The sequence below is a fragment of the Olsenella intestinalis genome, assembly GCF_023276655.1.
Lineage (GTDB): Bacteria > Actinomycetota > Coriobacteriia > Coriobacteriales > Atopobiaceae > Olsenella_J > Olsenella_J intestinalis.
On record NZ_JALGRK010000002.1, the window covers coordinates 584,037 to 610,293 of the forward strand.

Sequence of the window (26,257 nt, forward strand, 5' to 3'; positions counted from 1 at the left end):
GTGCCTCTCTCGTGATGGCAAAATGGGGAGCCCGCGGGACGCGGACCCCCTCACTACTTTACTAGAAGGCGGGACTAATCCCCCAGACCCGCGGCACTCTCCACTTGGTCTGCGAGTGCGGCGGCGGCGCGGTCCTGGCCGAGCCCCTTGGCGGCGGCGGCCATCTGGGCGCGACGGTCGGCGCCGTCGACGAGGGCGAGCAGGTCCGAGCGAAACGCCGGCGTGTCGATGTCGTCGTCGGGCAGCATGATCGCGGCGCCCGCGTCGACGAGGTAGCGGGCGTTGGTGGTCTGGTGGTCGGCCGTCGCGAGCGGGTACGGGATGAGCATGCTCGGGGTGCCGAGGGCCGCGATCTCGGCGACCGAGGAGGCGCCGGAGCGCGAGAGCACGAGGTCGGCGGCCGCGAGTGCCTCGCCCATGCGGTCGATGTAGGGCATGACCTGCCAGCGGGCGGCCTCCTCGTCGGTCAGCGCGAGCGAGGAGACGACCGAGTCGTACTCGCCCTTGCCGGTGGAGTGGATGACGTAGAGGTCCTCGCGGCTGAGCAGCTCGTCCTTGAGGGCGACGACGCCCTGGTTGAGGTGACGCGCGCCGAGGCTGCCGCCGAAGACGAGCAGGAGCCTGGCGTCGTCGGGGACGCCGAAGGCGCGACGGCCCTCGTCGCGCCGGGCGTTGATGACGCTCTTGCGCACGGGGTTTCCGGTAACGATGATCTGGGTGCCGGCGCCGACCTTGCCCTTGAAGGCGTCGATGGCGACGGGAAGCGACACGCAGACGCTCTTGACCTTGTGGGCCGAGCTCTTGTTGGCGAGCCCGGGCACCGAGTTCTGCTCGTGGACGAGCGTCGGGATCTTGTGGCGCACGCAGCAGTTGATGAGCGGCATCTCGATGTAGGCGCCGAAGCCGATGGCGACGTCCGGCGCCGAGCCGGCCGCGAACTCGCGCGAGAGGCTCTTCTCGGCGCGGCTCATCTTCCAGAGGGAGGTGAAGAGCGTCCAGGGGCGGGAGCGGTCGAAGCCCGTGAGGTCGAGCGGGGTGAACGGGAAGCCCGCCTGGGGCACGAGCGTGGCCTCGAGGCGCGTGGCCTGGCCATAGAAGTGGACCTCGTGGCCGCGGGAGACGAGCTCCTCGGCGAGCGCGAGGGCGGGGTTGATGTGACCGGCGGTGCCGCCGGCGGCGATTGCGACCTTGAGCTTATCGCCCACGTCTATCACTCCTTCTGTCAGAGCGCGCGGAGCTGCCGCGCACGTTGGGAGACGAGTCCCTCCTGAGGCGCTCGCCCGCGCTCGGCCCGAGGTCGATGCGGCGGCGTCCGTTGGAGTCGGTGGTGACGCGGGCGCCATGGGTGCGCTCGCGCTCCTCTCGCTCGCGCCTGAGGGCCGCAGGGCTGTCGGGGCGGGCGGAGTCGGCGCGCCCCGACGAGCGGCCGGAGGCGCGGCCGCCGCCGTGGACGGTGAGGCCCACGGAGCGGGGCGCGGCGAGGGCCGGGCGACTGCTGCGCAGCGTGGGCTCGCCGACGCCGGAGTCGTCGTCTTGGGGTCCTGCGACGCTGAAGCCGCGCCTGAGCTCGTCGTGCTCGGTGTCGGGGAGCTCGGACCTGAGCGAGACCGACAGGACGAGGCCGGCGAGCATGAGGCTCGAGATGATCGACGAGCCGCCGTAGGAGACGAACGGGATGGGCTTGCCCGAGAGCGGGAAGAGGCCGAGCACGCCGCTGACGTTGAGGAACATCTGGATCACGAGGATCATGGTGCAGCCGCAGGCGACGAGCTGGCCGGCGAGGTCGGGCGCGAAGCGGGCGATGCGCAGGCCCGCCCAGAGGATGCCGATGAACGCCGCGATCAGGCCGAGGCAGCCGAGAAGGCCAAGCTCTTCTCCCACGACCGCGAAGATGAAGTCGTTATAGGCCATGGGCAGGTAGGAGTACTTCTGCTTGGACATGCCGATGCCAAGTCCCGTGAGGCCTCCCGTGCCGAAGGCGTAGAAGCCCTGGATGAGCTGGTAGCCCGCGCCGTCGGGGTCGGCCCAGGGGTTGATCATCGTGAAGATGCGGGCGCGCGAGTAGGAGTCGATGAACGAGATGGCGATGAGGCCGCCCATGGCGACGAGCACGAGGCCGGCGCAGACGACGGGCGGGAAGCCCGCGAAGTAGAGCATCACGATGAGGGTGAGGCCGAGGACCATGACGGTGCCCTTGTCGGGCTGGAGCAGGATCATGCCCATGGGGAGAACGATGCCGAGGACGGCCTTCTTGGCGATGGTGCGAAAGTCGGGGGCGACGCCGCCGAACCACTCGCCCATGAGGTTCGCGCCGCAGAGGATGACCGTGATCTTGGCGAACTCGGAGGGCTGCAGCGTGAAGGGGCCGATGGCGACCCAGCGCGTGGCGCCGTAGGCGTCGGCGCCGGCGAAGGGCAGGAAGACCACGGCGAGCATGAGGATGGTGCCGACCCAGAGGAACGGCAGCGCGCGACCGACGAGCGAGCGGTAGTCGGGGACCATCTCGAGGGCGGCGATCACGATGCCGACAAGCATGAAGACGAGCTGCTTCTGGAGGTAGTAGGCGGGGTTGTTGCCCATGTCGTCTGCCGTGAGCGACGAGATGGACGACGACGAGTAGATCATGAGCAGGCCGAAGGCCGTGAGCGAGACCACGCAGAAGACGAAGACGAGCCTCGGCGCCATGAAGCGCGAGGGCACGCCGAAGATCGTGCGCTCGGCGCGGGAGGACGCGCGGGAGCCTCTCGTGGTGGTGGGGCGCGCGGAGGCGGCGCCTGCTGCCATGGGACGCACGCTACTCCCCCTCCCTCTCGCGAAGGGCATAGACGAGCTCCTTGAAGCGCCTGCCGCGCTCGGCCATGTTGTTGAACTCGTCGAAGGACGAGCAGGCCGGCGAGAGCAGGACGGTGTCGCCGGCCTCGGCGGAGGCGACGGCGACGTCGAGGGCGTCGGCCAGGTGGTCGGCGCGCAGCACGCGAAGGGCGGAACCCTGGGAGGCGGCCTCGAGGGAGGCCGCGATCCTCTCGCCCGCCTCGCCGAAGCAGACGGCGGCCTTGCAGGTCGCCGCGACGGCCGCGGAGAGCGAGGTGAGGTCGGTGCCCTTGTCGTGGCCGCCGAGCATGACGACGATGCGGTGCGGCTCGAAGGCCGTGAGGGCCTTCTCGACCGAGTCGGTGTTGGTGGCCTTGGAGTCGTTCACGAAGCGGACGCCGCCTGCGCAGCAGACGGGCTCGATGCGGTGCTCGAGGGCCGAGAAGGCGCGCAGTGCGCGGCGGACGGCGTCGTCGTCGGCGCCGAGGGCTATCGCGAGGGCGGAGGCGAAGAGGGCGTTCTCGACGTTGTGGTCGCCGTGGATGGAGAGCTCGCCGACGGAGACGAGCCCGTGGCGCTGCCCGTCGAGCTCGACCGTGAGGGCGTCGCCGTCGACCCAGGCGCGCGGGGCGGCGGCCGGGGCCTCGCGCAGGCCGACGCGGAGCACCCGCAGGCCGCGGGCCTCGAGGCGCGGCGCGAGGTCGCGGCAGCGCCCGTCGAGGTCGGAGACGATCGCGAGGTCATCGGCCTCGAGGTTGGCGAAGATGCGCTCCTTGGCCTCGGCGTAGGCCTCGAAGCTGCCGTGCCACTCGAGGTGGTCGGGCGTCACGTTGAGCAGGCACGCCACGTGCGGGTGGAGGCGCTTGGAGCAGGCGAGCTGGAAGCTCGAGAGCTCGGCGACGAACCACTGGCCCTCGGCGCGGTCGGCCACGGCCGTGGTGCAGGTGTTGCCGATGTTGCCGACGGGGGCCGCAGAGATGCCCGCCTCGTTCAGGATGGCGCAGGCCAGGCTCGTGGTGGTCGTCTTGCCGTTGGAGCCGGTGATGGCGGCCCAGCGCTCGGGGCTCTCGCGCCAGGCGAACTCGGGCTCGCCGATGACCTCGGTGGCGTGGGCCTGGGCGGAGCGGAAGAAGTCGGAGCGCTCGGGGATGCCGGGGCTGGCGACGACGAGGTCGAAGTGGCCCTCCACGGACTCGGTGCCGACCACGACGCGTACGCCCTTCTCGGCCAGCTCGCGCGTGACGTCACCCTCGGTCGAGGAGGCGCCGCCGTAGAGCGTGACGGAGGACAGACGCCCCTCGGGCAGGTCGGACAGGTAGCGCGCGACCTCGACGCCGGTCTTTCCGAGGCCGAGGACGCACACGTCCCCCAGCCAACCGTCAGCAGAAACCACCTGGACCCCCTAGCTAAGCTGGAAGAAGAGGGCGAATCCGAGCGTTGCGAAAGCTGCCGAGACGATCCAGAAGCGAATGACGACCTTCGTCTCGCTCCAGCCCTTCTTCTCGAAGTGATGATGGATTGGCGACATGAGGAAGACGCGCTTCCCCGTGGTCTTGAAGCTGATGACCTGGATGATGACGGAGAGGGCCTCGACGATGAAGAGGCCGCCCATGACCAGGGAGGTGACCTCGGTCTTGGTGAGGACGGCGAGGGCCGCGAAGCCGGCGCCGAGCGCGAGCGACCCGGTGTCGCCCATGAAGATCGAGGCGGGATAGCAGTTGTACCAGAGGAAGCCGATGAGGGCGCCCGCGAACGCCGAGGCGAAGATCGCGAGGTTCCTCTCGCCGTGCCTGAAGGCGACGAGGCACATGATCATCATGACCACGAAGGCGCAGCCGCCGGCGAGGCCGTCGAGGCCGTCAGTGAGGTTGACGGCGTTGGAGAGGCCCGCCATGAGCAGGAACACGAAGAAGACGTAGAGCCAGGGGATCTGGATGATCGTGCCGCCAAGGTCGATCACCGTGGTGAGGACGCCGAGGTTGATGGCGAATCCGCCGGGCAGCTCGATCCAGGGGGCGACGCGGCAGGTGTTGACCGCGACGAGGCAGAAGGTGACCGAGATCAGGACGAGGCCGACCATCTTCTGCAGGGGCGTGAGGCCGAGCGAGCGCTTGTGGGCGACGCTCTCGATGTCGTCGAGCAGGCCGAGCGAGCCCGTCGCGAAGGTGGCCGCCATGGCCAGGACGAGGTCGGTGGTCCACTTGGCCTGGATGACGCAGGTGACGAGCACCGCGAGCAGGAATACGACGCCACCCATGGTGGGCGTGCCCTGCTTGACGAGGTGGCGCTGCGGGCCGTCGGCGCGGATCTGCTGGCCGACGCCCTCGTGGCGCATGAGCTTGATGAAGAGCGGCATGACCACGATCACGACGATCGCCGCGATGGCGGCCGCGAGGAAGATCTGGTACGAGGGATAGCTCGGGTTGCCGAACACTAGGCAAGCACCCCCTTGACGAAGGCGTCGAGCCCCACGGAGCGCGAGGCCTTGGCGAGGACGAGGTCGCCCTCCTCGAGGAGCGGCGCGATGGTGCGGCAGGCCTCGTCGGCGTCGGCGACGACCTCGAGGGCGTCCTCGGAGTGGCCCATCGTGCGGGCGGCCTCGGCCATCTCGCGGGCCATCTCGCCGCCCACGAAGACGAGGAGGTCGAGCTTCTTGGCCGCGGCGAAGGCGCCGATGTAGCCGTGAAGGCGCCTCGACTCGTCGCCGAGCTCCCCCACCTCGCCGAGGACCGCGACGCGGCGGCCCTCGCAGGACATGGAGCAGAGGACCTCGAGTGCGGCCGCGATGGAGCTGGGGCTCGCGTTGTAGGTGTCGTCGATCATGCGGGGCTTGCCCGGGGCGGTCACGACCTCGAGGCGCATGTGGGCCTGGCGCATGGCGCAGACGGCGTCGATCGCGGCGTCGCGGTCGGCGCCGAGGCGGTCGGCGACGGCCATGGCGAGCAGGAGGTCGGAGACGACGTGGCGCCCCGGGATGCCCAGGGTGACGTCGCGGTGCCAGCCGTCGGCGAAGGCGAGGCCGAAGCTCGGCATGCCCTCGTCGTCGAGGGTGACGTCGCCGCAGCTGACGGCGAGGTCCCTCGAGGGGCCGACGCGCCTGACGTCAACGCCCGCGGGCCTGGCGAAGCCGGACTCGATGAAGTCGGCGAAGTCGTTGTCGGACGTCACGAAGAGGCACGAGGGAAGGCCGTCGCTCTTCTCGGTAGGCCTCATGCCGGCCAGGATCTCGGCCTTGGCGCGGGCGATGTTCTCGCGCGAGCCGAGGATGCCGATGTGGCTCGTGCCGACGTTGGTGATGAGGGCGACGTCGGGGCGGCCGCAGCGCGAGAGGCGCGTGAGCTCGCCGGCGTGGTTCATGCCCATCTCGAGGACGAGGACCTCGTCCTCGGGCGATGCGGAGAGCACGGTCACGGGGAGGCCGATGAGGCTGTTGAGGTTGCCGGCGGTGGCGTGGACGCGATAGGTCGCGCCGAGGGCCGCCGCGCAGAGCTCCTTGGTCGTGGTCTTGCCGACCGAGCCGGTGACGCCGACGACCTTCCACTGCGGGTTCGCGTCGCGCCAGGCGCCGGCCAGGCGCAGGAGGAACTCCTCGGGGTCGTCGCCGTCGGCGCGAAGGACGGCCGCGCCGTGGGTGCGGGCGGCGTCGAGGGCGTCGGAGGCGGGCTCCTCGGTCATGACGACCGCAGCGGCGCCGGATGCGATGGCCGAGGCGGCGAACCTGTTGCCGTTAACGCGCTCGCCGGGGATGCACACGAAGAGCATGCCCTTCTCGACGGCTCGCGAATCGTACGCGACGCCGGAGACGACGTCGGAGGCGTTGCCGGCCACGAGCTCAGCAGAGCATGCGCGGGCGACCTCGTCGACAGTGAACTTAAACATCGAAACCTCTCCCGAACCTACGAAGACGGCTGCAGCCCCAAATCGGAGAGCGCCTCCCCCATGATAGTAGAGAATAGCGGCGCGGCGGAGTCCGAGGCCAAATATGGAGTTCCGTTGAGAGCGGCGTAGACCATCACGACGGGGTCGGAGGCGGGCGCGAATCCTATGAGGGAGCTGACTAGCTTGCCCTCGATGTAGCCGTTCTCGTCGGCCTGCTCGCCGGTGCCGGTCTTGCCCGCGATGTCGTAGCCCTTGACCACGCCGAGGGCACCCGTGCCCTCGGGCTCCATGACGGAGCGCATGAGGTCGACGGTCGTGGCCGCGGAGTCCTTGGAGACCGTGGTGCCGCCCGAGGGCCAGTCGACGGTCTGGCCGCCCTTGCTCATGAGGAAGTGCGGCGTCTGCAGCGTGCCGCCGTTGGCGATCGAGCCGATGGCGCGGATCATCTGGATCGAGGGGACGGCGAGCGACTGGCCGAACGACATCGTGCCGAGGCTTGCGCCGTCGTACTGGTTGAGCTGCTTGACGAGGCCCTCGACCTCGCCGGGGTAGTCGATGCCGGTGGGCTTGCCGATCTGGAACTTGCTCACGCCCTGGGCGAAGGTGGTCTCGCCGATGTAGTCCTGCGCCACGAGCGCCATGCCCGTGTTGGAGGACCTCCTGAGCAGCTCGCGCAGGTCCATGGTCATGGTCTCGGTGCGGCCGTCGTCGTCGCCGACGAGGTCGTCGCCGACCTTGACCTTGCCGGGGACCGTGTAGACGTCGCTCGTCGAGATCTTGCCCGCGTCGAGGCCGATGGCGGTGGTCAGGACCTTGAAGATGGAGCCCGGCTCGTAGGAGGACGAGACCGGCTTGAGCGCGAGCGCGCCGTCCGCGATGTTGGACGTGTTGGTGATGTCGAACAGCGGCGTGGAGCATGCGGCGAGGATCTCGCCGTTGGCGGGGTTGGTCACGACGACCGACCCGGAGTCGGCGCTGTACTTGGTGATGCCTTCGCTGATGGTCTGCTCGGCGACGCGCTGGATGTCGATGTCGAGCGAGATGACGATGTCGGTGCCGTCCTTGGCCTCCGTGGTGTGGGAGTTGCCGCCGGCGATGGGGGTGCCGCCCGCGCCCGTCTCGAGCACCATCTTCCCGTCCTCCCCCTTGAGGACGTCGTCGTAGTAGAGCTCGAGGCCCGAGAGGCCGTCGCCGTCGATGCCGACCATGCCGAGCACCTGGCCGCCGACCGCGCCGTAGGGATAGATGCGCTTGGTGTCCTCGAGGAAGTAGAGGCCCTCGACGCCGCGGGCCGCGAAGTCCTCGCGGATGGAGTCCGCGTCCTCGGTGTCGACCTGTCGGGCGACGTAGGAGAAGGTGCCGTCGCCGCGCATGCGGGAGAGGTAGGTGGAGGCGTCGCCGCCGCACTCGCGCGCGATGATCGCGGCGGCGCCGGAGGGGTCGTTGACCTCGCGCGGGTTGCAGTAGATGGTCTCGCAGGCCTTGCTCATGGCGAGCACGTTGCCGTTGCGGTCGTAGATGGTGCCTCGCTTGGCGTGGAGCACGGCCACCTGGGACCTGCGCGCCTCGGCCTCCTGGGTGAGGTCCGACGCCTGGAAGACCTGGAGCGAGACGAGCTTTATGACGACCGCCAGGCAGACCACGCCCACGATCGCGGTGATGATGCGTGCCGCGTTCTCGAAGTTTCCGCCCTGGGTGGGGACGCCACGCCTACCGGCACGATATCGGGGAGCCTCGTCATAGGAAGCTCCCCGTGCCTGCGTGCGCCTTGGGCGCCTCTGTCCATCTCGATCTCTCACGGCTCTAGTCTACGACGTCATGAGCCTCGGGTCGGCCGCAGCGGCGTTCTGCGTAGCATCTGCAGAAGCCTCAGGGTCGTCGTCGGCCGCCTCCTCGGCAGCGTCTGCGGCGATCGGCGTAGAAAGCGCCTCGTCGAGGTTGCCGGACTCGCCGACGGTGATCGAGTCGCTCGAGGTGGGGTACACCATGCCGTAGTTCTGGGTGGCGATGCGGTCGATGCGCGACGAGCTCGAGAGAACGGAACGCTCGATCTGGAGGTCGTTGTTGGTAGCGGTGGCGGAGACGATGTCCTCCTTGAGGGAGGCCGTCTGCTGGAGCTGGGAGACCGTCGCGGTGGTCAGCGCGACGCGGCAGAAGCCGAGGCACACGAACACGGTCACGGCGGCCATTGCGACAACCAGGCGGGAGACGAAGGTGTGCGAGACGCCCTGACGGACCTGGGCGTCAAGCCCGCCGCCTCGGACGACCTCGAAGGGGGCGTGGCTCTCCTGGCGGCGAACCCTCTCGGCGCCGTAGAGGCTGTATGCCTCGGATCCCTGGTACATCGTGCTCCCCCTTGATTGGAAGAACCACCGCACGCGGTGGCTCTGTGGTGCATTGGTAGTGCGATTGAGCTTCGTTCTACTTCATGCTGCTACGTATATGTTGTATTTGCATGCGGCCAGGCCGCGTGCTTGCTCAGATGCGCTCCTCCGTGACGTCCCTCTTCACCGCCACCCTCATGAGCGCGCTTCGGGCCCGAGGATTCTGGGCCACCTCCCCCTCGCTCGCGACGAGGGGCTTGCGTGTCTTGACGTCGACTATCGGCACGTGACCGCAGGCGCACACCGGAAGGTCCGGCGGGCAGATGCAGCCCTTCGACATCTCCGCGAAGACGTGCTTGACGATCCGGTCCTCGAGCGAGTGGTAGGAGATCACGCAGATCCTGCCACCCGTGTTGGCCCAGCGAATCGCCGCGCGAAGCCCCTGGTCCAGAACATCGAGCTCATGGTTGACCTCGATGCGCAGGGCCTGGAAGGTCTTGCGGGCCGGGTGTCCGCCGTGCCGCCTGGCGGCAGCGGGAATCGCGGCCTTGATGACCTCCACGAGCTGGAGCGTCCTCTCGATCGGCTCCTTCTCGCGCGCCCGCACGATCTGGCGGGCGATCCTGGCGGCGTACTTCTCGTCGCCATAGACACGAAGAATCCGGGTGAGGTCGGTTTCGTTGTAGTTGTTTATGACCTCAGCTGCGGTTTGGGTGTGTTTCCCCGGATTCATTCGCATATCAAGCGGGGCGTCCTCGTGGTAGGAGAAGCCCCTTTCTGGGATGTCAAGCTGTGGGGAGGAGACTCCGATGTCGAACAGGAAGCAGTCGACGCCGGGCACCTCAGCCTGGACGAGGAGCTCATCGAGGGAACCGAAGTTACCCTTGAGGAAGCGGTGCTCGCAGCCGGCCAGCTCGCGCTCGAAGCGCTGCGCCGCCGCGGCGAGGGCCATGTCGTCCTGGTCGATGCCAATCGAGAGCCCATCGGGCTGGATTCGCTTGGCCATCTCGACCGTGTGCCCCGCCCCGCCCAGGGTGCAGTCGCAGACCACCTCGCCTGGTTTGGGGTCGAGCTCGGACAGAACCTCGTCCAGCATCACGGGTACGTGCCGATATTCCACTGTCAAGATTCCCACTCCCTCGCGCTAGTCGAACATCAGGTCCTCGAGGCTCTCTTCCATCTCCTTCTGCTCCTCGTCAAAACGGGAAGCGTCCCAGATCTCGAAGTGGTCGTTGTTGCCAACGACCGCAACCTCGCGTTCGATCCCGCACTTGGCGACCCGCTCCGGGTCCACCTTGCCGAGGGCAAGGCGACCAGCCGAATCAAGGTCGACGGTGACGGTCATCGAGGTGAGCATCCTGCTGAGCTTGACGTCCCTCTTGTTGCGGGGGTTGAACCCCTCGGGGAAGAAGCTCCGCACCCAGGCCTCGTGACCCTCGGGAGTGAAACCGTAGATCGCGCCATCAACGGGAACGAGGCAGACCTTGTCGTCGAACTGCTTGCGAATGGAAGCCGGAAGGGTAACGCGCGACTTGGCATCGAGGTTGTGCTTGTAGGTGCCAGTCAGGTACATTGCCCCTCCCCTCTTCAACTCAGGGAGCCTCATCCCTTTGAGAACGTGACAACAACTATATGTTTACGTCCGACACTACGCAACACTTTCCGACACTTTTTGACTCTCGGCGCCAAAAATGCCCCGCTCGGCATCACGTTGCCGAGACGGGTACCCAACATGTTGTGAGAACGAATGTTCTGGCCCACAAACGCCGAGGAACGTCTCTGCCGCAGCTCACGGGCCAAATATGAACGAACAGTGAATGGCGAGAAGAGCCTGCCCTCAGGCCCGGCGGCGCGCCCGGGGGTGCGCCTCGAGGTACACCATGCGCACGTGAGTGCGGTCGACATGGGTGTAGAGCTGCGTCGTCGAGATGCTCGCGTGCCCCAGGAGCTCCTGCACGACCCTCAGGTCCATGCCACCCTCGAGCAGGTGGGTGGCGTAGGTGTGGCGAAGTGTGTGGGGATGAAGCCCCTTGATACCCACGACCGCCCCGTAGGTCTCGACGATGCCGAAGACGGCCTGGCGGCTGAGCCTGCCGCCGCGCCTGTTGAGGAAGACCGCTCCCCCGTCGCGCCCGCCGCGCGCCAGCACCGGCCGCCACGCGTCCACGTAGGTCGCAAGCGCCTCGCGCGCGGTGCCGAGCAGCGGCACGACCCGCTCCTTGCGCCCCTTGCCCATCACGCGCAGGACCTCGTCGTCGAAGAGCACGTCGCGCAGGTCCAGCCCCACGAGCTCGCTCACGCGCAGCCCGCAGCCGTAGAGCACCTCGAGGATCGCCTTGTCGCGATGGAACGCCGACTGCGCGCGGCGATCGGCCGCGCCGCTCTTGAGCGTGCGCGCCTCGGGCTCGAGCTCCGGCGCGAACGGCTCGTCGAGCAGCCTGAACACCTCGTCGTGACCCAGCACGTCGGGCAGGCGCTCGGGCCGCTTGGGCATCACGAGCTGCGACGCGGGATGGCTCTCGCAGATCCGCTCGACGACCATGAACTTGTGGAACCCCTTGATCGCCGAGACCGCCCGCTGCACCGAGGCCGCGGACAGCCCCTGCGCCGCAAGCTCGGCGAGATGCGCCTCGATGTCGTGGCGCGTGACGTCGGCCGGCTCCGCAACGCCGCGCGCGGCCAGAAAGTCGACGTAGCGCGCAAGGTCGCGCCCGTAGGACTCGACGGTGTTCTGGGAGCTGCCGCGCTCCACGGCGAGGTAGCCGAGAAACTCCTCGCGCGCCTGGCCAAGCTCCATCCCGCACCTCCCCCTGGGCACAAAAACGCTCCGTCCGACCAGCATATACCAATGCCGGACGGACGGAGCAGCCGAGAAGAGCGTGTGATTCGAAGCCGCGGGCGCCTCTAGGCGATGGTCACCTCGGCGCGGTCGACGCCCTCGTGGCGGGCGATGGCGGCACGCACGAACTCGCGGAAGAGCGGCGCGGGCTTGGTCGGGCGGCTCTTGAACTCGGGGTGGGCCTGGCTCGCGACGAACCAGGGGTGCACCTCGCGCGGCAGCTCGACCATCTCGACCAGGCGGCCGTCAGGCGAGAGGCCGGAGAGGACCAGGCCGGCCTCCTCGAGGCGGTCGCGGAAGTCGTTGCTCACCTCGAAGCGGTGGCGGTGCCTCTCGCTCACGAGCGCGCTGCCGTAGGCCTCGGCCGCGAGCGTCTCGGGACGGACCTCGCAGGGGTAGGCGCCCAGGCGCATGGTCGCGCCCTTGTCGGTGACGCCCCTCTGGTCGGGCATGAGGTCGATCACCGGGAAGGCGCACTCGGGGTCGAACTCGGTGGAGTTGGCGCCCGGCATGCCGGCCACGTCGCGGGCGAACTCGCAGACCGCGACCTGAAGGCCCAGGCAGATGCCGAGGTAGGGCACGAGGTCCTGGCGGGCCTTGCGCGCCGCGAGGATCTTGCCCTCGAACGCGCGCTGGCCGAAGCCGCCCGGCACCAGGATGCCGTCGGCGTCGGCGAGCACCTCGTCGACGTTGTCGGCACTCAGCAGGCCGCCGTCGACGAGCTCGACCGACACGTTGCGCCCGAAGGTGACGCCGGAGTGGTGCAGCGCCTCGATGACGGAGAGGTAGGCGTCGGGCAGCTGCGTGTACTTGCCGACGACCTTGATGCGGGTGACGTCCTCCTTGGCCGAGGCGGCGTGCATGCGCTCGACGAAGCCGTCCCACTCGCTCATGTCGCACTCACGCTGCTCGAGGCCGAGGATCGACAGCACGCGGGCGTCGAAGCCCTGCTCGGAGAGGTGCTGCGGGACGTCGTAGATCGAGGCGCAGTCCCTGTTCTGGAAGACGCAGCTCTCGTCGACGTCGCAGAAGTGCGCGATCTTCGCGCGGATGGAGGCGTCCACCTCGTGGTCGGAGCGACACACGATGATGTCGGGCTGGATGCCCATGGACCTGAGCTCCTTGACGGAGTGCTGGGTCGGCTTGGTCTTCACCTCGTGGGCGGCGGAGATGTACGGGACGAGGCTGACGTGGATCACGAGGGTGTTGCCCGGGCCCTGCTCCTTGCGGTACTGGCGGATGGCCTCGACGAACGCCTGGCCCTCGATGTCGCCGATGGTGCCGCCGAGCTCGGTGATCACGACGTCCGCATGGGTCTGCTCCTCCATGCGGCGGAAGCGCTCCTTGATCTCGTTGGTCACGTGCGGGATGACCTGGACGGTGCCGCCCAGGAAGTCACCTGCGCGCTCGCGCGAGATGAGCGACTGGTAGATGCGGCCCGAGGTGAAGTTGGAGCCGCTCGTGAGGTTCTCGTCGATGAATCGCTCGTAGTGACCGAGGTCGAGGTCGGTCTCGCGGCCGTCCTCGGTCACGAAGACCTCGCCGTGCTGGAAGGGGCTCATGGTGCCCGGGTCGACGTTCAGGTAGGGGTCTGCCTTCTGCATCGTGACCTTGTAGCCACGAGCCTTGAGGAGCCTGCCGAGCGAGGCGGCCGTGATTCCCTTGCCCAGAGATGAGACGACGCCGCCGGTGACGAAGATGTGCTTAGCCATTTGAAGCCCTTCCCGTATAGGTCTTTTCTACACGGGACTTCATTATAGCCCGCCGCCAAGCCGCTCGGGCGAGGATACGCGCCTTCATACGTTCATGACGAGAAGAGCATGACCCCAGCTAGAGGGCCTCGCGAATGCGCGACGCCTCCTCGAGCATCTCGCGGGCGTGCTCGAGCGAGGCCTGCGTCTGGTCGCCCGACAGCATGCGCGCGACCTCGGCCACGCGCTCGTCGCCCTCGATCTCCTCGATCAGCGTCTCGGGCGCGTCGTCGCCCACCTTCGAGACGAGGTAGTGGCACTCCCCCATGACGGCGACCTGCGCGAGGTGCGTGACGACGATGACCTGGTGCGTGCGCGCGAGCCGCGCGAGCACCTGCGCGAGCGCCACGGCGGTCGCGCCGCCGACGCCGGCGTCCACCTCGTCGAACACGAGCGTCTCGGTCTCGTCCGCCTCGCCCAGCACGACCTTGCACGCCAGCATCACGCGCGAGATCTCGCCGCCCGAGGCGATCTTCCTGAGCGGTCGGGCGCTCATCGACGCCGCAGGCCTATACATCAGCTCGACGCGGCTCGGCCCCGTGGCCGTCCACTCCGCGCGAGGCAGGCGCTCCTGCGCGACCTCGACCGCTGCCGTGCCCATCTCGAGGCACGCCATCTGCTCGCATATGGCCGCCGAGAGGTGCGGAGCCGCCTTCGCCCGGGCCGCGTCGAGGGCGTCGGCGCACCGCGCCAGCTCCCCCTCGGCGCGCTCGCAGGCCTCGCTCGCCCTGCGCACGACCTCGTCGCCGTTCTCAGCCGCAGAGACGACCTCCGCGGCCTCCTCGCGCCGCGCGAGCACGTCCTCCATGCGCGGCCCGAACGCGCGCAAGAGGCCGTTCAGCGCGCTCATGCGCTCCTGCATCTCGGCGAGGCGCTCGCCGTCGAAGTCCATCGAGTCGGCATAGCTCCTCAGCTCGCCCGACAGGTCCTCCACGTCGATGAGCGACCCCTCGAGCTGGCTCGCGAACGCGCCGAGCCTCTCGTCATAGGCGGCCGCCCCCTTAAGCTCCGAGACGAGCGCGGCAAGCGTGTCGCAGACCCCCTCGTCTCCGGAGAGCGCCTCGTGGCCGGCGGCCGTGCACCTCAGCAGCTGCTCGGCGTGCTCCGCGCGCGGCAGCGTCCGCTCAAGCTCCTCGAGCTCGCCCTCCTGCGGCGACACCTCGTCGATGCGACGAAGCGCGAAGCTCGCCTCCTCGAGACGCTCGCCGGCGGTCCGACTCATCTCGCGCACGCGCTCGAGCTCCGCGGCCGCCTCGCGCGCCGCGGCAAACGCCGCAGCGTACGCCTCGCGCGCACCGGCGACGCCGTCTCCCGCCCACGCGTCCAGAAGGCCCACGTGGCTCGAGACCTGCATGAGGCGCTGGTGCTCGTGCTGGCCGCACAGGTCGATCGTGGCACCGACCCCCTCGGCGACCTCTCGCACGGACGCCATGCGCCCGTCGAGCTCCACGCGGCCGCGCCCGGCCGCCTCGACGCGCCTGCGCACCACGCAGCCGTCGGGGTCGAGTCCCTCGCCGAAGAAGCGCCCCTCGACCACGAGGGCGTCCGCCCCCTCGCGCACGGCACCGGCGTCGGCGCGCTCGCCCATGAGCAGCTTGATGGCCGAGAGGAGCGCGGTCTTGCCCGTGCCCGTCTCGCCGGTGAGCACCGTGAGGCCGGCCGCGGGACGAATGGTCGCGTCGCGAATGAGGGCTACGTCCTGTGCGTGCAGCTCGTCGATCATGGCCCTACTTCCCCGCCCTGCCGTAGAAGACGCGAGAGACGGACTGGTAGAAGCTCGTCACGCTCTTGTCGAGAAGGATGAGGTCGCCGGGCCCGCGACGCACGGTCGCGCGCGTCGCGACGAGTCCCTCGCCGATGACCTGGCCGTCCGCGAAGAACAGGCGCTCCGAGCGACGCTCGGGGTTGATCTCGATCTCCACCACGTCCGACGGCGACGTGAGAAACGCGCGCGCCTGGATCGTGTGGGGCGCCACGGGGACGCAGACCATGCCCGAGTACTCGGGCGAGACGATCGGCCCGCCCGCGGAGAGCGCATATCCCGTCGAGCCCGTCGCCGTCGAGACGACGAAGCCGTCGGCGCGCAGCCTGTCGATGTGGTGTCCGGAGACCGACACGTCGAACACGATCATGTCGCCCTTGATGCCATGCGTGAGCGACAGGTCGTTCAGGGCGAAGCGACGCTCCGTGTGGACGTTGCCCTGCTCGTCGGTGAGCTCGACCTCGATGTCGAGGGTCGCGCGATGCGACGCGTGCATCTCGCCGGCCAGCGCGCTCATGACGATCTGCTTGAGGTCGGCCGGACCTCCGCAGGTGAGGAACCCCAGGTGCCCGTACGAGATGCCGACGACGGGAATCTCCTCGTAGCCCACGATGCGCGCCGCGCGCAGCAGCGTGCCGTCGCCACCGAGCGACACCACGAGCCCCACGCCGTCCGTGTCCACGACCTTGTCGGGGAACAGCTTCTTGTCATGGGCCCACTGGACCTCGACGCCCTCGCCCTCAAGCCAATCCGCGAGAGAGCTGGCGCCCTCGACCGCCTCGGGGCGAGAGTAGTTAGGAACGAGCAGCACCTTCACGAGCATCACTCCCTCTAGTCGTCAGCTACTAAGGTCAGCCTGTAAGGTCAGCTAGTAAGAGGAGTGTAGCACCCGCGCAACGGCCGTCTTCCAGCATGGCGTGCGCGGCAACAAAGATTTGCCAAAAACAGGCGTCCACTCACGCCGAGAAGAGCGTGCATACCTCGCCGCGAAGCGCCACGGCCTTCAGGTCGAGCTCGCCCGCAGGCATCGGTTTCCCGGTCCCCATCAGCAGAAACTCCGTGTTTCCCTTGTGTCCGGAGATGGGGCTCGGGCAGCACGCTGCCAGATTGAGGCCAGCTTCCGAGAACGCGTCCGCGACCTTCTCGAGCGCCGCCAGGCGAACGGCAGGGTCGCGCACGATGCCGCCCTCCCCCACCTCGTCGCGGGCCGCCTCGAACTGCGGCTTGACGAGCGTCACGAAGCTGCCGTCGGCGGCGAGCAGGCGCATGACGGCGGGAAGCACGACCGTGACCGAGGTGAACGAGACGTCGCAGACGGCGAGGTCGATGGTGCCCTCGTTGTCGGGGCTGGGAAGGTCGACGATGTTGGTGCGCTCGTGGAGCTCGACGCGCGGGTCCTCCCTGAGGCCCCAGTCGAACTGGGCGTAGCCCACGTCGACGGACACGACGCTAGCGGCGCCGTGCTTGAGGAGGCAGTCGGTGAAGCCTCCCGTCGAGCACCCCACGTCGAGGCAGCGCATGCCGGTGGGATCGATCGCGAAAGCCTCGAGGGCGCGCTCGAGCTTGAGCCCACCGCGGCCGACGTAGGACTTCTGACCCCTCACGTGGAGGTAGGTGTCCTCGCGGACCTGCTCGCCGGGGGACGTGAGGCGGCGGTCGGTGGTCGAGACGTCGCCCGCCATGATGGCGCGCATCGCCTCGTCGCGAGAGGAAAAGAGCCCGCGACGCGCGAGCTCCTCGTCAAGTCTGTGTCGCGGAGCCTTGGCCACGCTAGGCCTGCTCCCCCTCGGACTCACCCTTGGCCTCGTCCGCGGCCTCGGGGGCGTCAGAGGCGCCCTCGGCCCCCTGGGAGGCCTCGGCGGAGGCGTCCTCGCTCTTCTCGGCGGAGGCTTCCTGAGCGCCCTCCTGGAGCTTCGCCTCCTCCTCGGGGGTGAAGTCGGTGGTGTCGACCATATCGACGGCCTTGGAGCCAAGCGCAATGGCCTCGTCGAAGAGGTCGAGCGAGTGCTCGAGGGAGACGTCCTTGTCGCGGACCTGCTGGACGATCTCGTCGAGTCGGCCCGTGATGTCGTCGAAGGTCTTGTAGGCAGCGGTGTTGGGCTTTGCCATCCTACTCACCGTCCTCAGTGTCGTCGGTGACGGACTCGGTCGCGGCGTCCTCGACGTCGGTCGCATCCTCGTCCGCGTCCTGGGCCTCGACGTCCTCGACGTCCTCGGCGTCCTGCTGGTCCGCGGCGTTGCGGGCGGCGAGCTCTTCGCGGGCGGCAGCGACGACGTCGACGCCCTCGTCCATCCTGCGGGCGACGCGACCGAGGAGGCCGTTGATGAAGCGGAAGGAGTCATCGGAGCCGTAGGCCTTGGCGAGCTCGACCGACTCGTCGATCGTGACGGCCACCGCAACCTCGTCGACCTCGAGCATCTCGTAGAGGGCGAGTCGGAGCAGGTTCCTGTCGACCGAGGACATGCGGGAAATGCTCCAGTTGGACGACGTGACCTCGATCACGGCGTCAAGGTCGGAGCGCATGTCGTCGGCACCGCGGGCGAGCATCTCGCCGAACGGGTCGAGGGGACCCTCGGAGAGGGCGTAGTCACCCTCGAGGACCTCGTAGACGGTACGACCGGTGGCCTCGGCCTGGAACAGGAGCTGGAGGGCCTGGCTGCGGGCGAGCGTGCGCCCGCCGAAGTGCGTTCTTGCTGACACGTCTGGTTACTCCTTGGGGAAGACGAGGCTGTCGATGCAGACGTCGACGGCTGCGACCTCGACGCCGACCTGCTCGAGAATGGCGGTCGAGACAGCCGTGCGGACGGCCGCGGCGAGCTTCGTGAAGGGATAGCCGTAGAAGACGGCGAGATGGACGGTCACCTTGAGGGAGCCGTCGACGACCTCGGCCTCGACGGAGGCCTCGGGAGCCGCGGAGCGCCTCGTGAAGACGGAGACAAGGCTCGAGGCGATGTCGTTGCCGCCGACGCGGACGACGCCCTCGACGTTCTCGGCGGCGATCGTCACGATGGTCGAGATGACGCCCCTCGAGATGCCCATGCCCGAAATGAAGAGCTCAGCTTCGCTCATAATCCAATCCTTTCAAAGAGCTGCGGCCCTGAGTGCGCACCGTGCCTCGTTGCGCGAACGGTCAGGGTCAGACGTGTGCGAGATGATCGGGCCCGCGGAAATGCCCGCGGACCCGATCCGAACGCTTCGCTAGACGCGGGAGACGAACTTGCCGTCGCGGGTGTCAACCTTGATGATCTCGCCCTGGTTGAGGTACATCGGGACCTGGACGGTGGCGCCGGTCTCGATGACGGCGGGCTTGGAGCCGCCCTGGACGGTGTCGCCCTTGAAGCCGGGGTCGGTCTCGGTGATCTCGACCTCGATGAACATCGGCGGGTTCACGCCGAGGAGCTCGGTGTCGGCGTAGAGGAGCTGGCAGGTGTCGTTCTCCTTGAGCCACTTCTCGTTGTCGCCGATGAACTCGTCGGAGACGGGGATCTGCTCGAAGGTCTCGTTGTCCATGAAGTAGTACGCGGTGCCGTCGTTGTAGAGGTACTGCATCTCGCGGGTGATGAGCTGGACGTTCTCGAACTTGGTGCCAGCGTTGCAGGTCTGGTCGATGACGCGGCCGGTCTTGAGGTCGCGGATCTTGTAGCGGACGAAGGCGCCGCCCTTGCCAGGCTTGACGTGCTGGAACTCGACGATGGTGTAGATCTTGTCCTTGATCTTGAGACCCATGCCGTTCTTGAAGTCTGCGGTGCTGATGGTTGCCACGAGATGCTCACTTTCTATTATTGCCTGCAGCTCTGCAGGCGACAGTCATATGCATCGAGAGTATAACGCAGCGGAATCGCCTGCTCGCGAGAGCTAGGCGATTCCACAGAGCCGACAGGGCAAAAGGCCCCTCGAGCGCAAAGGTGGCTCTTCTCCCCCATGCCCGCCGGGCATATGTGACGTGTGACTAGGCCTTCTTCTTGCCGATCCTGAACAGGCTCTGGATGCCGAGCTTGAGGACGCCGAAGAAGCTCGGGCTGCGAACGAGGTTGTCCTCGCCGACGTACGGGCGCATGGCACGCAGCGTCTTCTTGTTGTCGCGCGTCGAGAAGGAATAGTTTCCGTTCTGCTTGGTCATCACGACGAAGCGAGGGATGAACTTTCCAAAGATGACGGAGGCGGCCACCTGGTCGACCTCGTTCCAGGGAATCTGGATGAAGTCGGCCTTGTTCTTCTCGTTGTAGAACTCGACCGCCTTGTCGCCGACCATCATGTCGCCGTAGGTCGAGATGCCATGGTACGAGGTGGCCCGGATGGTGAGGTCGACCTTGGTGTTTTGAGACTGAACCATTGTTGCCTTGCTTCCTTGGTTGGGTAAAGAGAAGAGCCGCACCTTGCAGCGAGGCGCCCCAGGCGTCTAAGCGTACAAGGTGCGGCTCGGCATGTCGAGCAGAAACCGCGCTGGCGGAATCGCTTACATGAGGCCGATCACGTGACCGACAACACCAACCACGAAGAGCGCGAGGATGATGATGATCGGCGAGACCTTCTTCTTGAGAAGGCTGCAGCAGAGCAGCGTCAGACCAACGGCAGCGAGGCCCGGGATGAGCGCGTCAAGGTTGTCCTGGAGGGTCGTAACCTTGATCGGGTCAAGGGCCGTCGCACCGATGGAGTTGAACTGGGTCAGGGCCTCCTTGATGCCGTCGGCGCCAGCGGGAAGAGCGGACCAGTCGATGAAGGCACCGTCCGCCTGCTGAACCTGGGAGACGACGGGGACGAAGGAGATGCTAACCCAGCGCTCGACGAGGGCACCGATGATGAACATACCGAGGATGGAAGCGCCCTCGGTGATCTTGCCGAGCATGCCGCCGCCAAGGTCGTTGGTGATCTGGGTACCGACCTTGTAGCCGAACTCCTGCGTGTACCAGAGGAACGCCATACGGATGATGTTCCAGGCAACGAAGAACAGGATCGGGCCGGCAATGTTGCCGGACAGGGCCAGCGAGGCACCGAGCGCACCGAGGATCGGGCGGGCGGTGAACCAGAAGACGGGGTCGCCGACACCGGCGAGCGGGCCCATCATGCCGACCTTGACGCCCTGGATCGCGGCGTCCTCGACGGGAGCGCCGTTGGCACGGTCCTCCTCGAGGGCGAGGGTGACGCCCAGGACGGGGGCGGAGACGTACGGCTGAGTGTTGTAGAACTCGAGGTGACGCTTGAGGGCCGCAGCCTGCTCCTCCTGGGAGGAGTACAGCTTCTTGATAGCGGGGATCATGGCGTAGCACCAGCCGCCGTTCTGCATACGCTCGTAGTTCCAAGAGCCCTGCAGGAACTGGTGGCGCCAGGCCACTGCCATGCGATCGCTCTTAGTAAGCTCAATCTTGTCTGCCACAGTAATCACTCCCTTCCTACTCGTAGTCATTCAGAATGTCGCCAAGGGGATCGCCCGAGCCAGCGGCACCGCCGCCCTGCTTGGCGAGCTCCTTGAGGCCGAGGTAGATGAGCGCGAGAGAGACACCCAGGGCGCCGAGGGCGATGAGGGTGAGCTCAGAGAGCGCAGCGAGGACGAAGCCGAGCACGAAGAACGGCCAGACCTCCTTGGTGGCCATCATGTTGATGACCATGGCGTAACCGACGGCGGCGACCATGCCACCACCGATGGCCATACCCTCGGTCAGCCACGCGGGCATGGAGTTGAGGGCGTTGGTGACGACGTCGGCGGGGACGAAGCAGAGCGCCGCGGCGGGAACCGCGATGCGGACGCCCTGAAGCAGGATGGCCGCAATCTGCAGGCCGTCGATGGCCTTGAAGTTGGCCTTCTCGGCGGCAGCGTCCATGGCGTGAACCATGGGGATGGCGATCGTACGGACGATCATCGTGAGGAACAGGCCGGCCACGGAAAGAGGCACGGCGACGGCGATCGAGGTGCTGATCGCAGTCTGGGGATCAGCGGTGCCACCGTCAAGGGCGAGCACCATGATGATCGCGGAGGCCACAGAGGCGAGCGCGGCGTCGGGGGCGACGGCGGCACCAATGTTGGCCCAACCGAGAGCCATGAGCTGCAGGGAGCCACCGAGCAGGATGCCCTCCTGAAGGTGACCGCTAACGAGGCCGATCAGCGTACAAGCGACCAGCGGCTGGTGGAACTCGAACTCGTCGAGGATGCCCTCCATACCAGCGAGGAACGCGACGAGAACGATTAGAACAATCGTAATGGGCGACATGAATTCCCTCCTTCTTCTCTATCGGGGCGTTAGGCCATGTTCTTCTCTTTGAGAAGAGCCCAGATGTCCTCGGACCTGTCGGCAGGCACCTTCTTGACGTAGAACTTGGTTCCGTTGTCGCGAATGGCCTTGAGCGTCTTGACGTCCTCGTCGTCGCAGGCGATGGCCTGGTTGACGACCGTCTTGCCGGCGGAGTGGGCCATCGAGCCGATGCACACCTCGTCGAACTTGACGCCGCCCTCCTCGGCACGGAGGAGGTCCTGCGGGTTCTCGAACAGAACCATGGCCTTGGTTGCGCCGAAGCGCGGGTCCTTGTCAACGGCAATGAGCTTGTCGATGGGGATGACGTGGACCTTGACCCCAGGAGGCGCGGCCTGGATGATCATGTTCTTACGCAGATCATCGTGGGAGACGCCGTCCGAGACGACGAGGATGCGATCCGGGTTGACCTGCTTGGTCCACGCGGTCGCGACCTGGCCGTGAAGGAGTCGGGTGTCGATGCGGACATATGCGTACTTGATGTGCCCATCGCCCATGACCGTCCCCTCGGGGATGGCACCGGCGGGAGCGGCGGCAGCCGGGGCTGCGGCAGCGGCGGCACCTGCGGGCTGCAGTGCCTCGGGCTTGACCTTCACGCCGTCACGAGCCTCAGAGAAGATCTCCTTCATGACGTCGACAGCGGTCTCGGCCGCGAGACGCGAGCCGTAGGCGCTGACGAGCATGGGGAGATTGAGACCGGTAACAGCGACCCAGTCCTCGTGGCCCTCTTCCTCAATGAGTCGAGAGACCTGGTTGAACGGCGTTCCGCCCCAGAGATCCACCAGGAACAGAACGTGCTCCTGGTCGTCAAAGGTGGCGATTGCATCGAGCAGCTTCTGGTGAAGCGCGTCGGGGCCCATGTCAGGCGTGAGAACGACAGCCGCAACGTTTTGCTGCGGACCGAAGATCATGCTGCCAGATTCCATGATGCCCTCGGCGAACTTACCGTGGCTTGCAAGAACAATGCTGACCATTCACTTCCTCCTTACATATTCCTTGCATCCAACAGATCCGACCCAACCCCCACTCGCCTAAATGTTGGCTAGGCCGAGGAGCAATTGCCTTCATAATTGCTCCACACTGCATAGAGTATACGTGTTATCTCGACAGAAAATGCCGACAACTCGTAAATATTATTCACATTTGGATGAATTCGACCGTCTACCACGCATTATTGATTAAAAAAGGGTCAGTTCTTGCGAACTGACCCCGAATTGTGGTATGAGCGACCGCTCTAGCAGTCGATGCAGACCAGATCGTGGGTGGACTGGGTGAAGCGCTCGTAGCCCTGCTCCCCCATCACACCGAAGTCCTCGATGCGGACGCCGAACTTGCCGGGCAGGTAGATGCCGGGCTCGTCGGTGACGACCGAGCCGACGGGGATCTCGCCGTCGAAGCTGAGGCTGAAGTAGGGCTTCTCGTGGATCTCGAGGCCGACGCCGTGCCCCAGGCCGTGCTTGAAGTAGTCGCCGTAGCCGGCCTCGGTGATGAGGCGGACGGCGAGGGCGTGGATGTCAGATCCCTTGCAGCCGGGAAGCGCAGCCTCGGCGCAGGCCTGGTTGACGCTGCGGACGATGTCGTAGACGTGGCGCTGCTCCTCGCTGGGCTGGCCCACGCAGACCGTGCGCGTCATGTCGGAGTGGTAGTCGTGGTAGCCCGCGCCGTAGTCCATGACGATCATGTCGCCCTTCTCGACCACGCGCTCGCCGGGCTTGGCGTGGGGGTTCGCGCCGTTGGGGCCCGAGGCGATGATGGAGTCGAAGGAGAGCGCGTCGGCGCCGTGCTCGAACATGTAGTTCTCGAGCTCGACCTTGATCTGCATCTCGGTCATGCCCGGGCGGATGAACTCGCAGATGTGCGTGAAGGCGGCGTCGGTGATCGTCTGCGCGTGGCGCATGAGCTCGATCTCCTCGCTGTCCTTGACGATGCGCAGGGTCGCGATGTCGGCGTGCATGCGCGGGAGCAGCGCGGCCACGGAGGCCTTCTGGAGCTCGACCTGGAGCGCGTCAAAGAACGCGAGGTCGACGCTGTCCTCGATGGCGACGACGCGCGCGCGGCTTGCCGCGACGTGGCTGGCCGCCCACTCGGCGTGGCCGACCATGTCCATGTCGAGCTGCCAGGGCGTGTCCTCTCCCAGCCTGTCGACGAAGGTGCCGTAGTAGCGCGAGTCGGTGTGGAACCACAGGCCGTCGGCCGTGACGAAGGCGGTGTGCGCGCTCTCGTCGTCGAAGGCCCTCTCGGCGCCCGTAAGCCAGCGAAGGTCCGCGTTGTTGCGGATGATCGCCGCGTCGTAGCCGCGCTCGGCCATGAGGCCCCTGAACCGCTCGACGCGCCGTGCGAATGCCGTCATGTCTTTCATGCTATGCATCTCCTCTTACGAAGGCTTATAAGCGTACGTGGCGCGCCGTCAGGACGCGCGGTGGGCGTCGCAGAAGGCGCCCGCGTGCTCGGCGAGAAGGTCGTCGGGCACGGAGCTGAGACGGACCCTGCCGATGACCTGGGGCAGGGCGAGAAGGAATCGGTTCGTGCGCAGGAAGCGCTCGGACTTGAGGGCATCGACCATCGCCTCAGGCTCGACGTCGGCGGCAAGCTCGCCGAGGCCGAGGGTCTCGAGGAGCTCGTCCTGAGCGAGCACGTCGTCGACGGAGAGCTGCCCCATGCCGGCCGAGAGGCGCGCGGAGAAGCGGAGCGCCTCGGCGAGGAGGACGGAGCGCTCGGATGCGGGAACGAGGCGCGAGAGGGCGCGCACGAAGGTCTGGCCGAAGCCGAGCGACTGGCGCACCGCGATGGCGGTCGACGAGGCGAGGCGGCCGCGCGCCTTGAGGATGTCCACCGCCTCCTCGATAAGCACGCTCTTCTCGCCCGACGCGATCTCGTCCGCGCAGTCCCAGAGGCGGGAGAAGGTGTTCTCGTTCTCGGCCATGGCCGTGGCGGCCATGATGGCCAGGCCGTGGCGGGTGCGCTCGGAGGCGAGGTCGAGGTCCATGGCGTCGGCGTCGCAGAGCAGCACGCGGCAGAAGGCGCCGCAGGAGACCATGTCGTCGTCTCCGGCCACGGCGAGGCCGCGCGGGGTCAGCGCGACCTCGAGCATCGCCTCGAGGTCGAGGGCGACCGCCACGAAGGGGACGCCGGAGCACCAGAGGGCGCTCGCGTTGCAGGCGGCGCTCAGGGCGTCGACGTCGCCGACGGCCATGACGAGGTCGTCAGCCGTGACGTGGGCCTCGCGCAGGTCGTTGAAGAGGGTCGCCTGCGCCTCGAGGGTGCGGGAGTCGGGGCCGGCCGCGACCGTGACCCTGCGGACCTCGAAGCCGCCGTCGGTGAGCTGGCGCCTCAGGCGCTCGACGAGGCCCTCGTCGACCTCAGGGGTGCTCACGAGGGCGCAGAGGCGCGGCTTGCCGACGAGCGTGGCCAAGGAGCGGCCGCAGCTCTCGATGACGCCGCCGCCGGCGCGCACGTCGCAGGAGCCGCCCGGGGCGGAGACCCACTGCCTGATGGCCTGTGACTCGGTGGTGCTCATAGCAATCCCTTCTCCCAGAGCAGCTGCGCCGCCTCTGAGGCAACCTGCTCGAAGTCCTTTCCGCGGATGTCGATGCGCAGGTCGCACTCGCGCTCGTAGAGCGGGCGGCGGTGCGCGTAGAGGGCACGTGCCGACTCGGGCGTGTCATAGTCGGGCCTGAGCTCGGGGTGGCGGATCTGCCTCAGCGAGTCCTCGAGGTCGCCGTCGAGAAAGACGATGGTCCCCATCTGGTGCATGAGCTCGCAGGATGCCGGCCCCTCGACGATGCCGCCGCCGCAGCTGACGAGAAGGGACTTGCGCTCCCTCAGGCGCTCGAGCACGCGGGCCTCGCCGCGCCTGAACTCGTCCTCACCGTCCTCCGAGAAGATGTCGCAGACGGTCTTGCCGAGCGCGCGCTCGACCATGCGGTCGGTGTCGACGTAGCTCCTCCTGAAGAGCTTTCCGAGGTTGCGGGCGAGCGTCGACTTGCCCGCGCCCAGGAAGCCCACGAAGAAGATGTGGTCGCACCCCTCGTGGACGACGTATCCGGTTGTGCCTTGTTCCATTGTGTGAAGCTCCGAGCGTACGTGGTTTTTCGGCCACGATTCTACCACCCGAGGCGCCCCGTCAAGCGAGGGCTAGCGCTCTCCACCATCCTCGAACGTCTTGCCCCTCAGGACGAGCCTCTCCCCCACGCGCATGATGTGCGTGTACCAGAGGTCGCGCCGGGACTGGGGCCTGACGAGGATGGTCCTGACGCCCGCGAGGTTGCCGGCGACGACGTCGGTGAAGACCTGGTCGCCGATCATGACGGCCTCGTCGGCCGTGGCGCCCATGAGCGAGAGGGCGCGCCTCAGGGCGAAGGGCGCCGGCTTCATGGCGTGGTGGACGACCTCGCAGCCAAGCTCGCGCGCGCTCTTCTCGACCTGGGAGCCGTGGAAGTTGTTGGAGACGACGCAGGTCTTGATGCCCGCGGCGCGCACCTCGTCGAGCCAGGCCGAGACCGCGGGAGGCGCGACCTTGGCGTCGCGCGGGACGCAGGTGTTGTCACGGTCGATCAGGACGCAGGTGACGCCCGCGGCGGCAAGCTCCGCCACGGGGATCTGGTCGACGCGCTCGAAGTAGCGCCATGCCGAGAAGAGCCCCATC

General features: G+C 67.4%; 26 protein-coding genes. All 26 read right to left on the reverse strand.

The window, feature by feature from the left end; translation table 11 throughout:
* Positions 1-74: 74 nt before the first annotated feature.
* On the reverse strand, positions 75-1,205 hold the full coding sequence (gene murG, locus M5D76_RS07265) for an undecaprenyldiphospho-muramoylpentapeptide beta-N-acetylglucosaminyltransferase (protein ID WP_248922719.1): 1,131 nt from the start codon (positions 1,203-1,205) through the stop codon (positions 75-77).
* Positions 1,195-2,784 (reverse strand): FtsW/RodA/SpoVE family cell cycle protein, encoded by a 1,590-nt coding sequence (locus tag M5D76_RS07270; RefSeq protein ID WP_248922720.1) that lies wholly within the window; start codon positions 2,782-2,784, stop codon positions 1,195-1,197. The genes murG and M5D76_RS07270 overlap by 11 nt, the downstream gene beginning before the upstream one ends.
* Positions 2,785-2,794: 10 nt before the next feature.
* Positions 2,795-4,204 carry a UDP-N-acetylmuramoyl-L-alanine--D-glutamate ligase gene (murD, locus tag M5D76_RS07275; protein ID WP_248922721.1) on the reverse strand — a complete coding sequence of 470 codons (1,410 nt, stop codon included), beginning with the start codon at positions 4,202-4,204 and terminating at the stop codon, positions 2,795-2,797.
* 9 nt (positions 4,205-4,213) lie between these two features.
* Complete coding sequence (gene mraY / locus M5D76_RS07280; RefSeq protein WP_248922722.1) at positions 4,214-5,245, reverse strand: phospho-N-acetylmuramoyl-pentapeptide-transferase; 1,032 nt, start codon at positions 5,243-5,245, stop codon at positions 4,214-4,216.
* On the reverse strand, positions 5,245-6,690 hold the full coding sequence (locus tag M5D76_RS07285) for a UDP-N-acetylmuramoyl-tripeptide--D-alanyl-D-alanine ligase (RefSeq protein ID WP_248922723.1): 1,446 nt from the start codon (positions 6,688-6,690) through the stop codon (positions 5,245-5,247). Before M5D76_RS07285 ends, mraY begins: the two co-directional genes overlap by 1 nt.
* Positions 6,691-6,707: 17 nt before the next feature.
* Entirely contained in the window at positions 6,708-8,489 is a 1,782-nt protein-coding gene (locus M5D76_RS07290; RefSeq protein WP_248922724.1) for a peptidoglycan D,D-transpeptidase FtsI family protein, read from the reverse strand.
* Between the two features lie 9 nt (positions 8,490-8,498).
* On the reverse strand, positions 8,499-9,035 hold the full coding sequence (locus M5D76_RS07295) for a cell division protein FtsL (protein WP_248922725.1): 537 nt from the start codon (positions 9,033-9,035) through the stop codon (positions 8,499-8,501).
* Positions 9,036-9,168: 133 nt separating this feature from the next.
* The gene (rsmH, locus tag M5D76_RS07300) at positions 9,169-10,140 is read right to left on the reverse strand and encodes a 16S rRNA (cytosine(1402)-N(4))-methyltransferase RsmH (protein ID WP_283102119.1); all 972 of its coding nucleotides are present in this window, start codon (positions 10,138-10,140) and stop codon (positions 9,169-9,171) included.
* An 18-nt stretch (positions 10,141-10,158) separates the two neighbouring features.
* Positions 10,159-10,587 carry a division/cell wall cluster transcriptional repressor MraZ gene (locus M5D76_RS07305; protein WP_248922727.1) on the reverse strand — a complete coding sequence of 143 codons (429 nt, stop codon included), beginning with the start codon at positions 10,585-10,587 and terminating at the stop codon, positions 10,159-10,161.
* A 264-nt stretch (positions 10,588-10,851) separates the two neighbouring features.
* Positions 10,852-11,811, reverse strand: a complete 960-nt coding sequence (locus tag M5D76_RS07310) for a site-specific tyrosine recombinase (RefSeq protein WP_248922728.1) — start codon at positions 11,809-11,811, stop codon at positions 10,852-10,854.
* A 107-nt stretch (positions 11,812-11,918) separates the two neighbouring features.
* Positions 11,919-13,565, reverse strand: coding sequence for a CTP synthase (pyrG, locus tag M5D76_RS07315; RefSeq protein WP_248922729.1), 1,647 nt, complete (start codon positions 13,563-13,565; stop codon positions 11,919-11,921).
* Between the two features lie 118 nt (positions 13,566-13,683).
* On the reverse strand, positions 13,684-15,327 hold the full coding sequence (locus M5D76_RS07320) for a DNA repair protein RecN (protein ID WP_248922730.1): 1,644 nt from the start codon (positions 15,325-15,327) through the stop codon (positions 13,684-13,686).
* 4 nt (positions 15,328-15,331) lie between these two features.
* On the reverse strand, positions 15,332-16,183 hold the full coding sequence (locus M5D76_RS07325) for an NAD(+)/NADH kinase (RefSeq protein WP_248923069.1): 852 nt from the start codon (positions 16,181-16,183) through the stop codon (positions 15,332-15,334).
* Positions 16,184-16,322: 139 nt separating this feature from the next.
* On the reverse strand, positions 16,323-17,135 hold the full coding sequence (locus tag M5D76_RS07330; RefSeq protein ID WP_248922731.1) for a TlyA family RNA methyltransferase: 813 nt from the start codon (positions 17,133-17,135) through the stop codon (positions 16,323-16,325).
* Position 17,136: 1 nt separating this feature from the next.
* The gene (locus M5D76_RS07335; protein ID WP_248922732.1) at positions 17,137-17,475 is read right to left on the reverse strand and encodes an exodeoxyribonuclease VII small subunit; all 339 of its coding nucleotides are present in this window, start codon (positions 17,473-17,475) and stop codon (positions 17,137-17,139) included.
* A 1-nt stretch (position 17,476) separates the two neighbouring features.
* The gene (gene nusB, locus M5D76_RS07340) at positions 17,477-18,067 is read right to left on the reverse strand and encodes a transcription antitermination factor NusB (protein ID WP_248922733.1); all 591 of its coding nucleotides are present in this window, start codon (positions 18,065-18,067) and stop codon (positions 17,477-17,479) included.
* Positions 18,068-18,073: 6 nt separating this feature from the next.
* Positions 18,074-18,436 (reverse strand): Asp23/Gls24 family envelope stress response protein, encoded by a 363-nt coding sequence (locus M5D76_RS07345; RefSeq protein WP_248922734.1) that lies wholly within the window; start codon positions 18,434-18,436, stop codon positions 18,074-18,076.
* A gap of 129 nt (positions 18,437-18,565) precedes the next feature.
* Positions 18,566-19,129 carry an elongation factor P gene (gene efp / locus M5D76_RS07350; RefSeq protein WP_248922735.1) on the reverse strand — a complete coding sequence of 188 codons (564 nt, stop codon included), beginning with the start codon at positions 19,127-19,129 and terminating at the stop codon, positions 18,566-18,568.
* Positions 19,130-19,316: 187 nt separating this feature from the next.
* On the reverse strand, positions 19,317-19,700 hold the full coding sequence (locus tag M5D76_RS07355) for a DUF956 family protein (protein WP_248922736.1): 384 nt from the start codon (positions 19,698-19,700) through the stop codon (positions 19,317-19,319).
* Positions 19,701-19,823: 123 nt separating this feature from the next.
* Positions 19,824-20,741 carry a PTS system mannose/fructose/sorbose family transporter subunit IID gene (locus tag M5D76_RS07360; RefSeq protein ID WP_346348406.1) on the reverse strand — a complete coding sequence of 306 codons (918 nt, stop codon included), beginning with the start codon at positions 20,739-20,741 and terminating at the stop codon, positions 19,824-19,826.
* Positions 20,742-20,757: 16 nt separating this feature from the next.
* Positions 20,758-21,573, reverse strand: coding sequence for a PTS mannose/fructose/sorbose transporter subunit IIC (locus M5D76_RS07365; protein WP_248922737.1), 816 nt, complete (start codon positions 21,571-21,573; stop codon positions 20,758-20,760).
* Between the two features lie 29 nt (positions 21,574-21,602).
* Positions 21,603-22,586 (reverse strand): PTS sugar transporter subunit IIB, encoded by a 984-nt coding sequence (locus tag M5D76_RS07370; protein WP_248922738.1) that lies wholly within the window; start codon positions 22,584-22,586, stop codon positions 21,603-21,605.
* Positions 22,587-22,846: 260 nt separating this feature from the next.
* A complete protein-coding gene (locus M5D76_RS07375) occupies positions 22,847-23,971 on the reverse strand; it encodes a M24 family metallopeptidase (protein WP_248922739.1) in 1,125 nt (374 codons plus the stop codon).
* Positions 23,972-24,019: 48 nt separating this feature from the next.
* Positions 24,020-25,129 (reverse strand): 3-dehydroquinate synthase, encoded by a 1,110-nt coding sequence (locus M5D76_RS07380; RefSeq protein WP_248922740.1) that lies wholly within the window; start codon positions 25,127-25,129, stop codon positions 24,020-24,022.
* Positions 25,126-25,674 (reverse strand): shikimate kinase, encoded by a 549-nt coding sequence (locus M5D76_RS07385; protein ID WP_248922741.1) that lies wholly within the window; start codon positions 25,672-25,674, stop codon positions 25,126-25,128. The genes M5D76_RS07380 and M5D76_RS07385 overlap by 4 nt, the downstream gene beginning before the upstream one ends.
* 72 nt (positions 25,675-25,746) lie before the next feature.
* On the reverse strand, positions 25,747-26,256 hold the full coding sequence (locus M5D76_RS07390) for a YqeG family HAD IIIA-type phosphatase (protein ID WP_248922742.1): 510 nt from the start codon (positions 26,254-26,256) through the stop codon (positions 25,747-25,749).
* Position 26,257: the final 1 nt, after the last annotated feature.

Bases quoted from the DNA above. Each gene is read 5' to 3' on its own strand.
- M5D76_RS07335 (WP_248922732.1), bottom strand. From the start codon at position 17,475: ATGGCAAAGCCCAACACCGCTGCCTACAAGACCTTCGACGACATCACG.
- M5D76_RS07270 (WP_248922720.1), bottom strand. From the start codon at position 2,784: ATGGCAGCAGGCGCCGCCTCCGCGCGCCCCACCACCACGAGAGGCTCC.
- M5D76_RS07375 (WP_248922739.1), bottom strand. From the start codon at position 23,971: ATGAAAGACATGACGGCATTCGCACGGCGCGTCGAGCGGTTCAGGGGC.
- M5D76_RS07380 (WP_248922740.1), bottom strand. From the start codon at position 25,129: ATGAGCACCACCGAGTCACAGGCCATCAGGCAGTGGGTCTCCGCCCCG.
- M5D76_RS07285 (WP_248922723.1), bottom strand. From the start codon at position 6,690: ATGTTTAAGTTCACTGTCGACGAGGTCGCCCGCGCATGCTCTGCTGAG.
- M5D76_RS07305 (WP_248922727.1), bottom strand. From the start codon at position 10,587: ATGTACCTGACTGGCACCTACAAGCACAACCTCGATGCCAAGTCGCGC.
- pyrG (WP_248922729.1), bottom strand. From the start codon at position 13,565: ATGGCTAAGCACATCTTCGTCACCGGCGGCGTCGTCTCATCTCTGGGC.
- M5D76_RS07295 (WP_248922725.1), bottom strand. From the start codon at position 9,035: ATGTACCAGGGATCCGAGGCATACAGCCTCTACGGCGCCGAGAGGGTT.
- M5D76_RS07310 (WP_248922728.1), bottom strand. From the start codon at position 11,811: ATGGAGCTTGGCCAGGCGCGCGAGGAGTTTCTCGGCTACCTCGCCGTG.
- M5D76_RS07390 (WP_248922742.1), bottom strand. From the start codon at position 26,256: ATGGGGCTCTTCTCGGCATGGCGCTACTTCGAGCGCGTCGACCAGATC.
- M5D76_RS07345 (WP_248922734.1), bottom strand. From the start codon at position 18,436: ATGAGCGAAGCTGAGCTCTTCATTTCGGGCATGGGCATCTCGAGGGGC.
- M5D76_RS07385 (WP_248922741.1), bottom strand. From the start codon at position 25,674: ATGGAACAAGGCACAACCGGATACGTCGTCCACGAGGGGTGCGACCAC.
- M5D76_RS07365 (WP_248922737.1), bottom strand. From the start codon at position 21,573: ATGTCGCCCATTACGATTGTTCTAATCGTTCTCGTCGCGTTCCTCGCT.
- M5D76_RS07370 (WP_248922738.1), bottom strand. From the start codon at position 22,586: ATGGTCAGCATTGTTCTTGCAAGCCACGGTAAGTTCGCCGAGGGCATC.
- M5D76_RS07320 (WP_248922730.1), bottom strand. From the start codon at position 15,327: ATGATCGACGAGCTGCACGCACAGGACGTAGCCCTCATTCGCGACGCG.
- M5D76_RS07355 (WP_248922736.1), bottom strand. From the start codon at position 19,700: ATGGTTCAGTCTCAAAACACCAAGGTCGACCTCACCATCCGGGCCACC.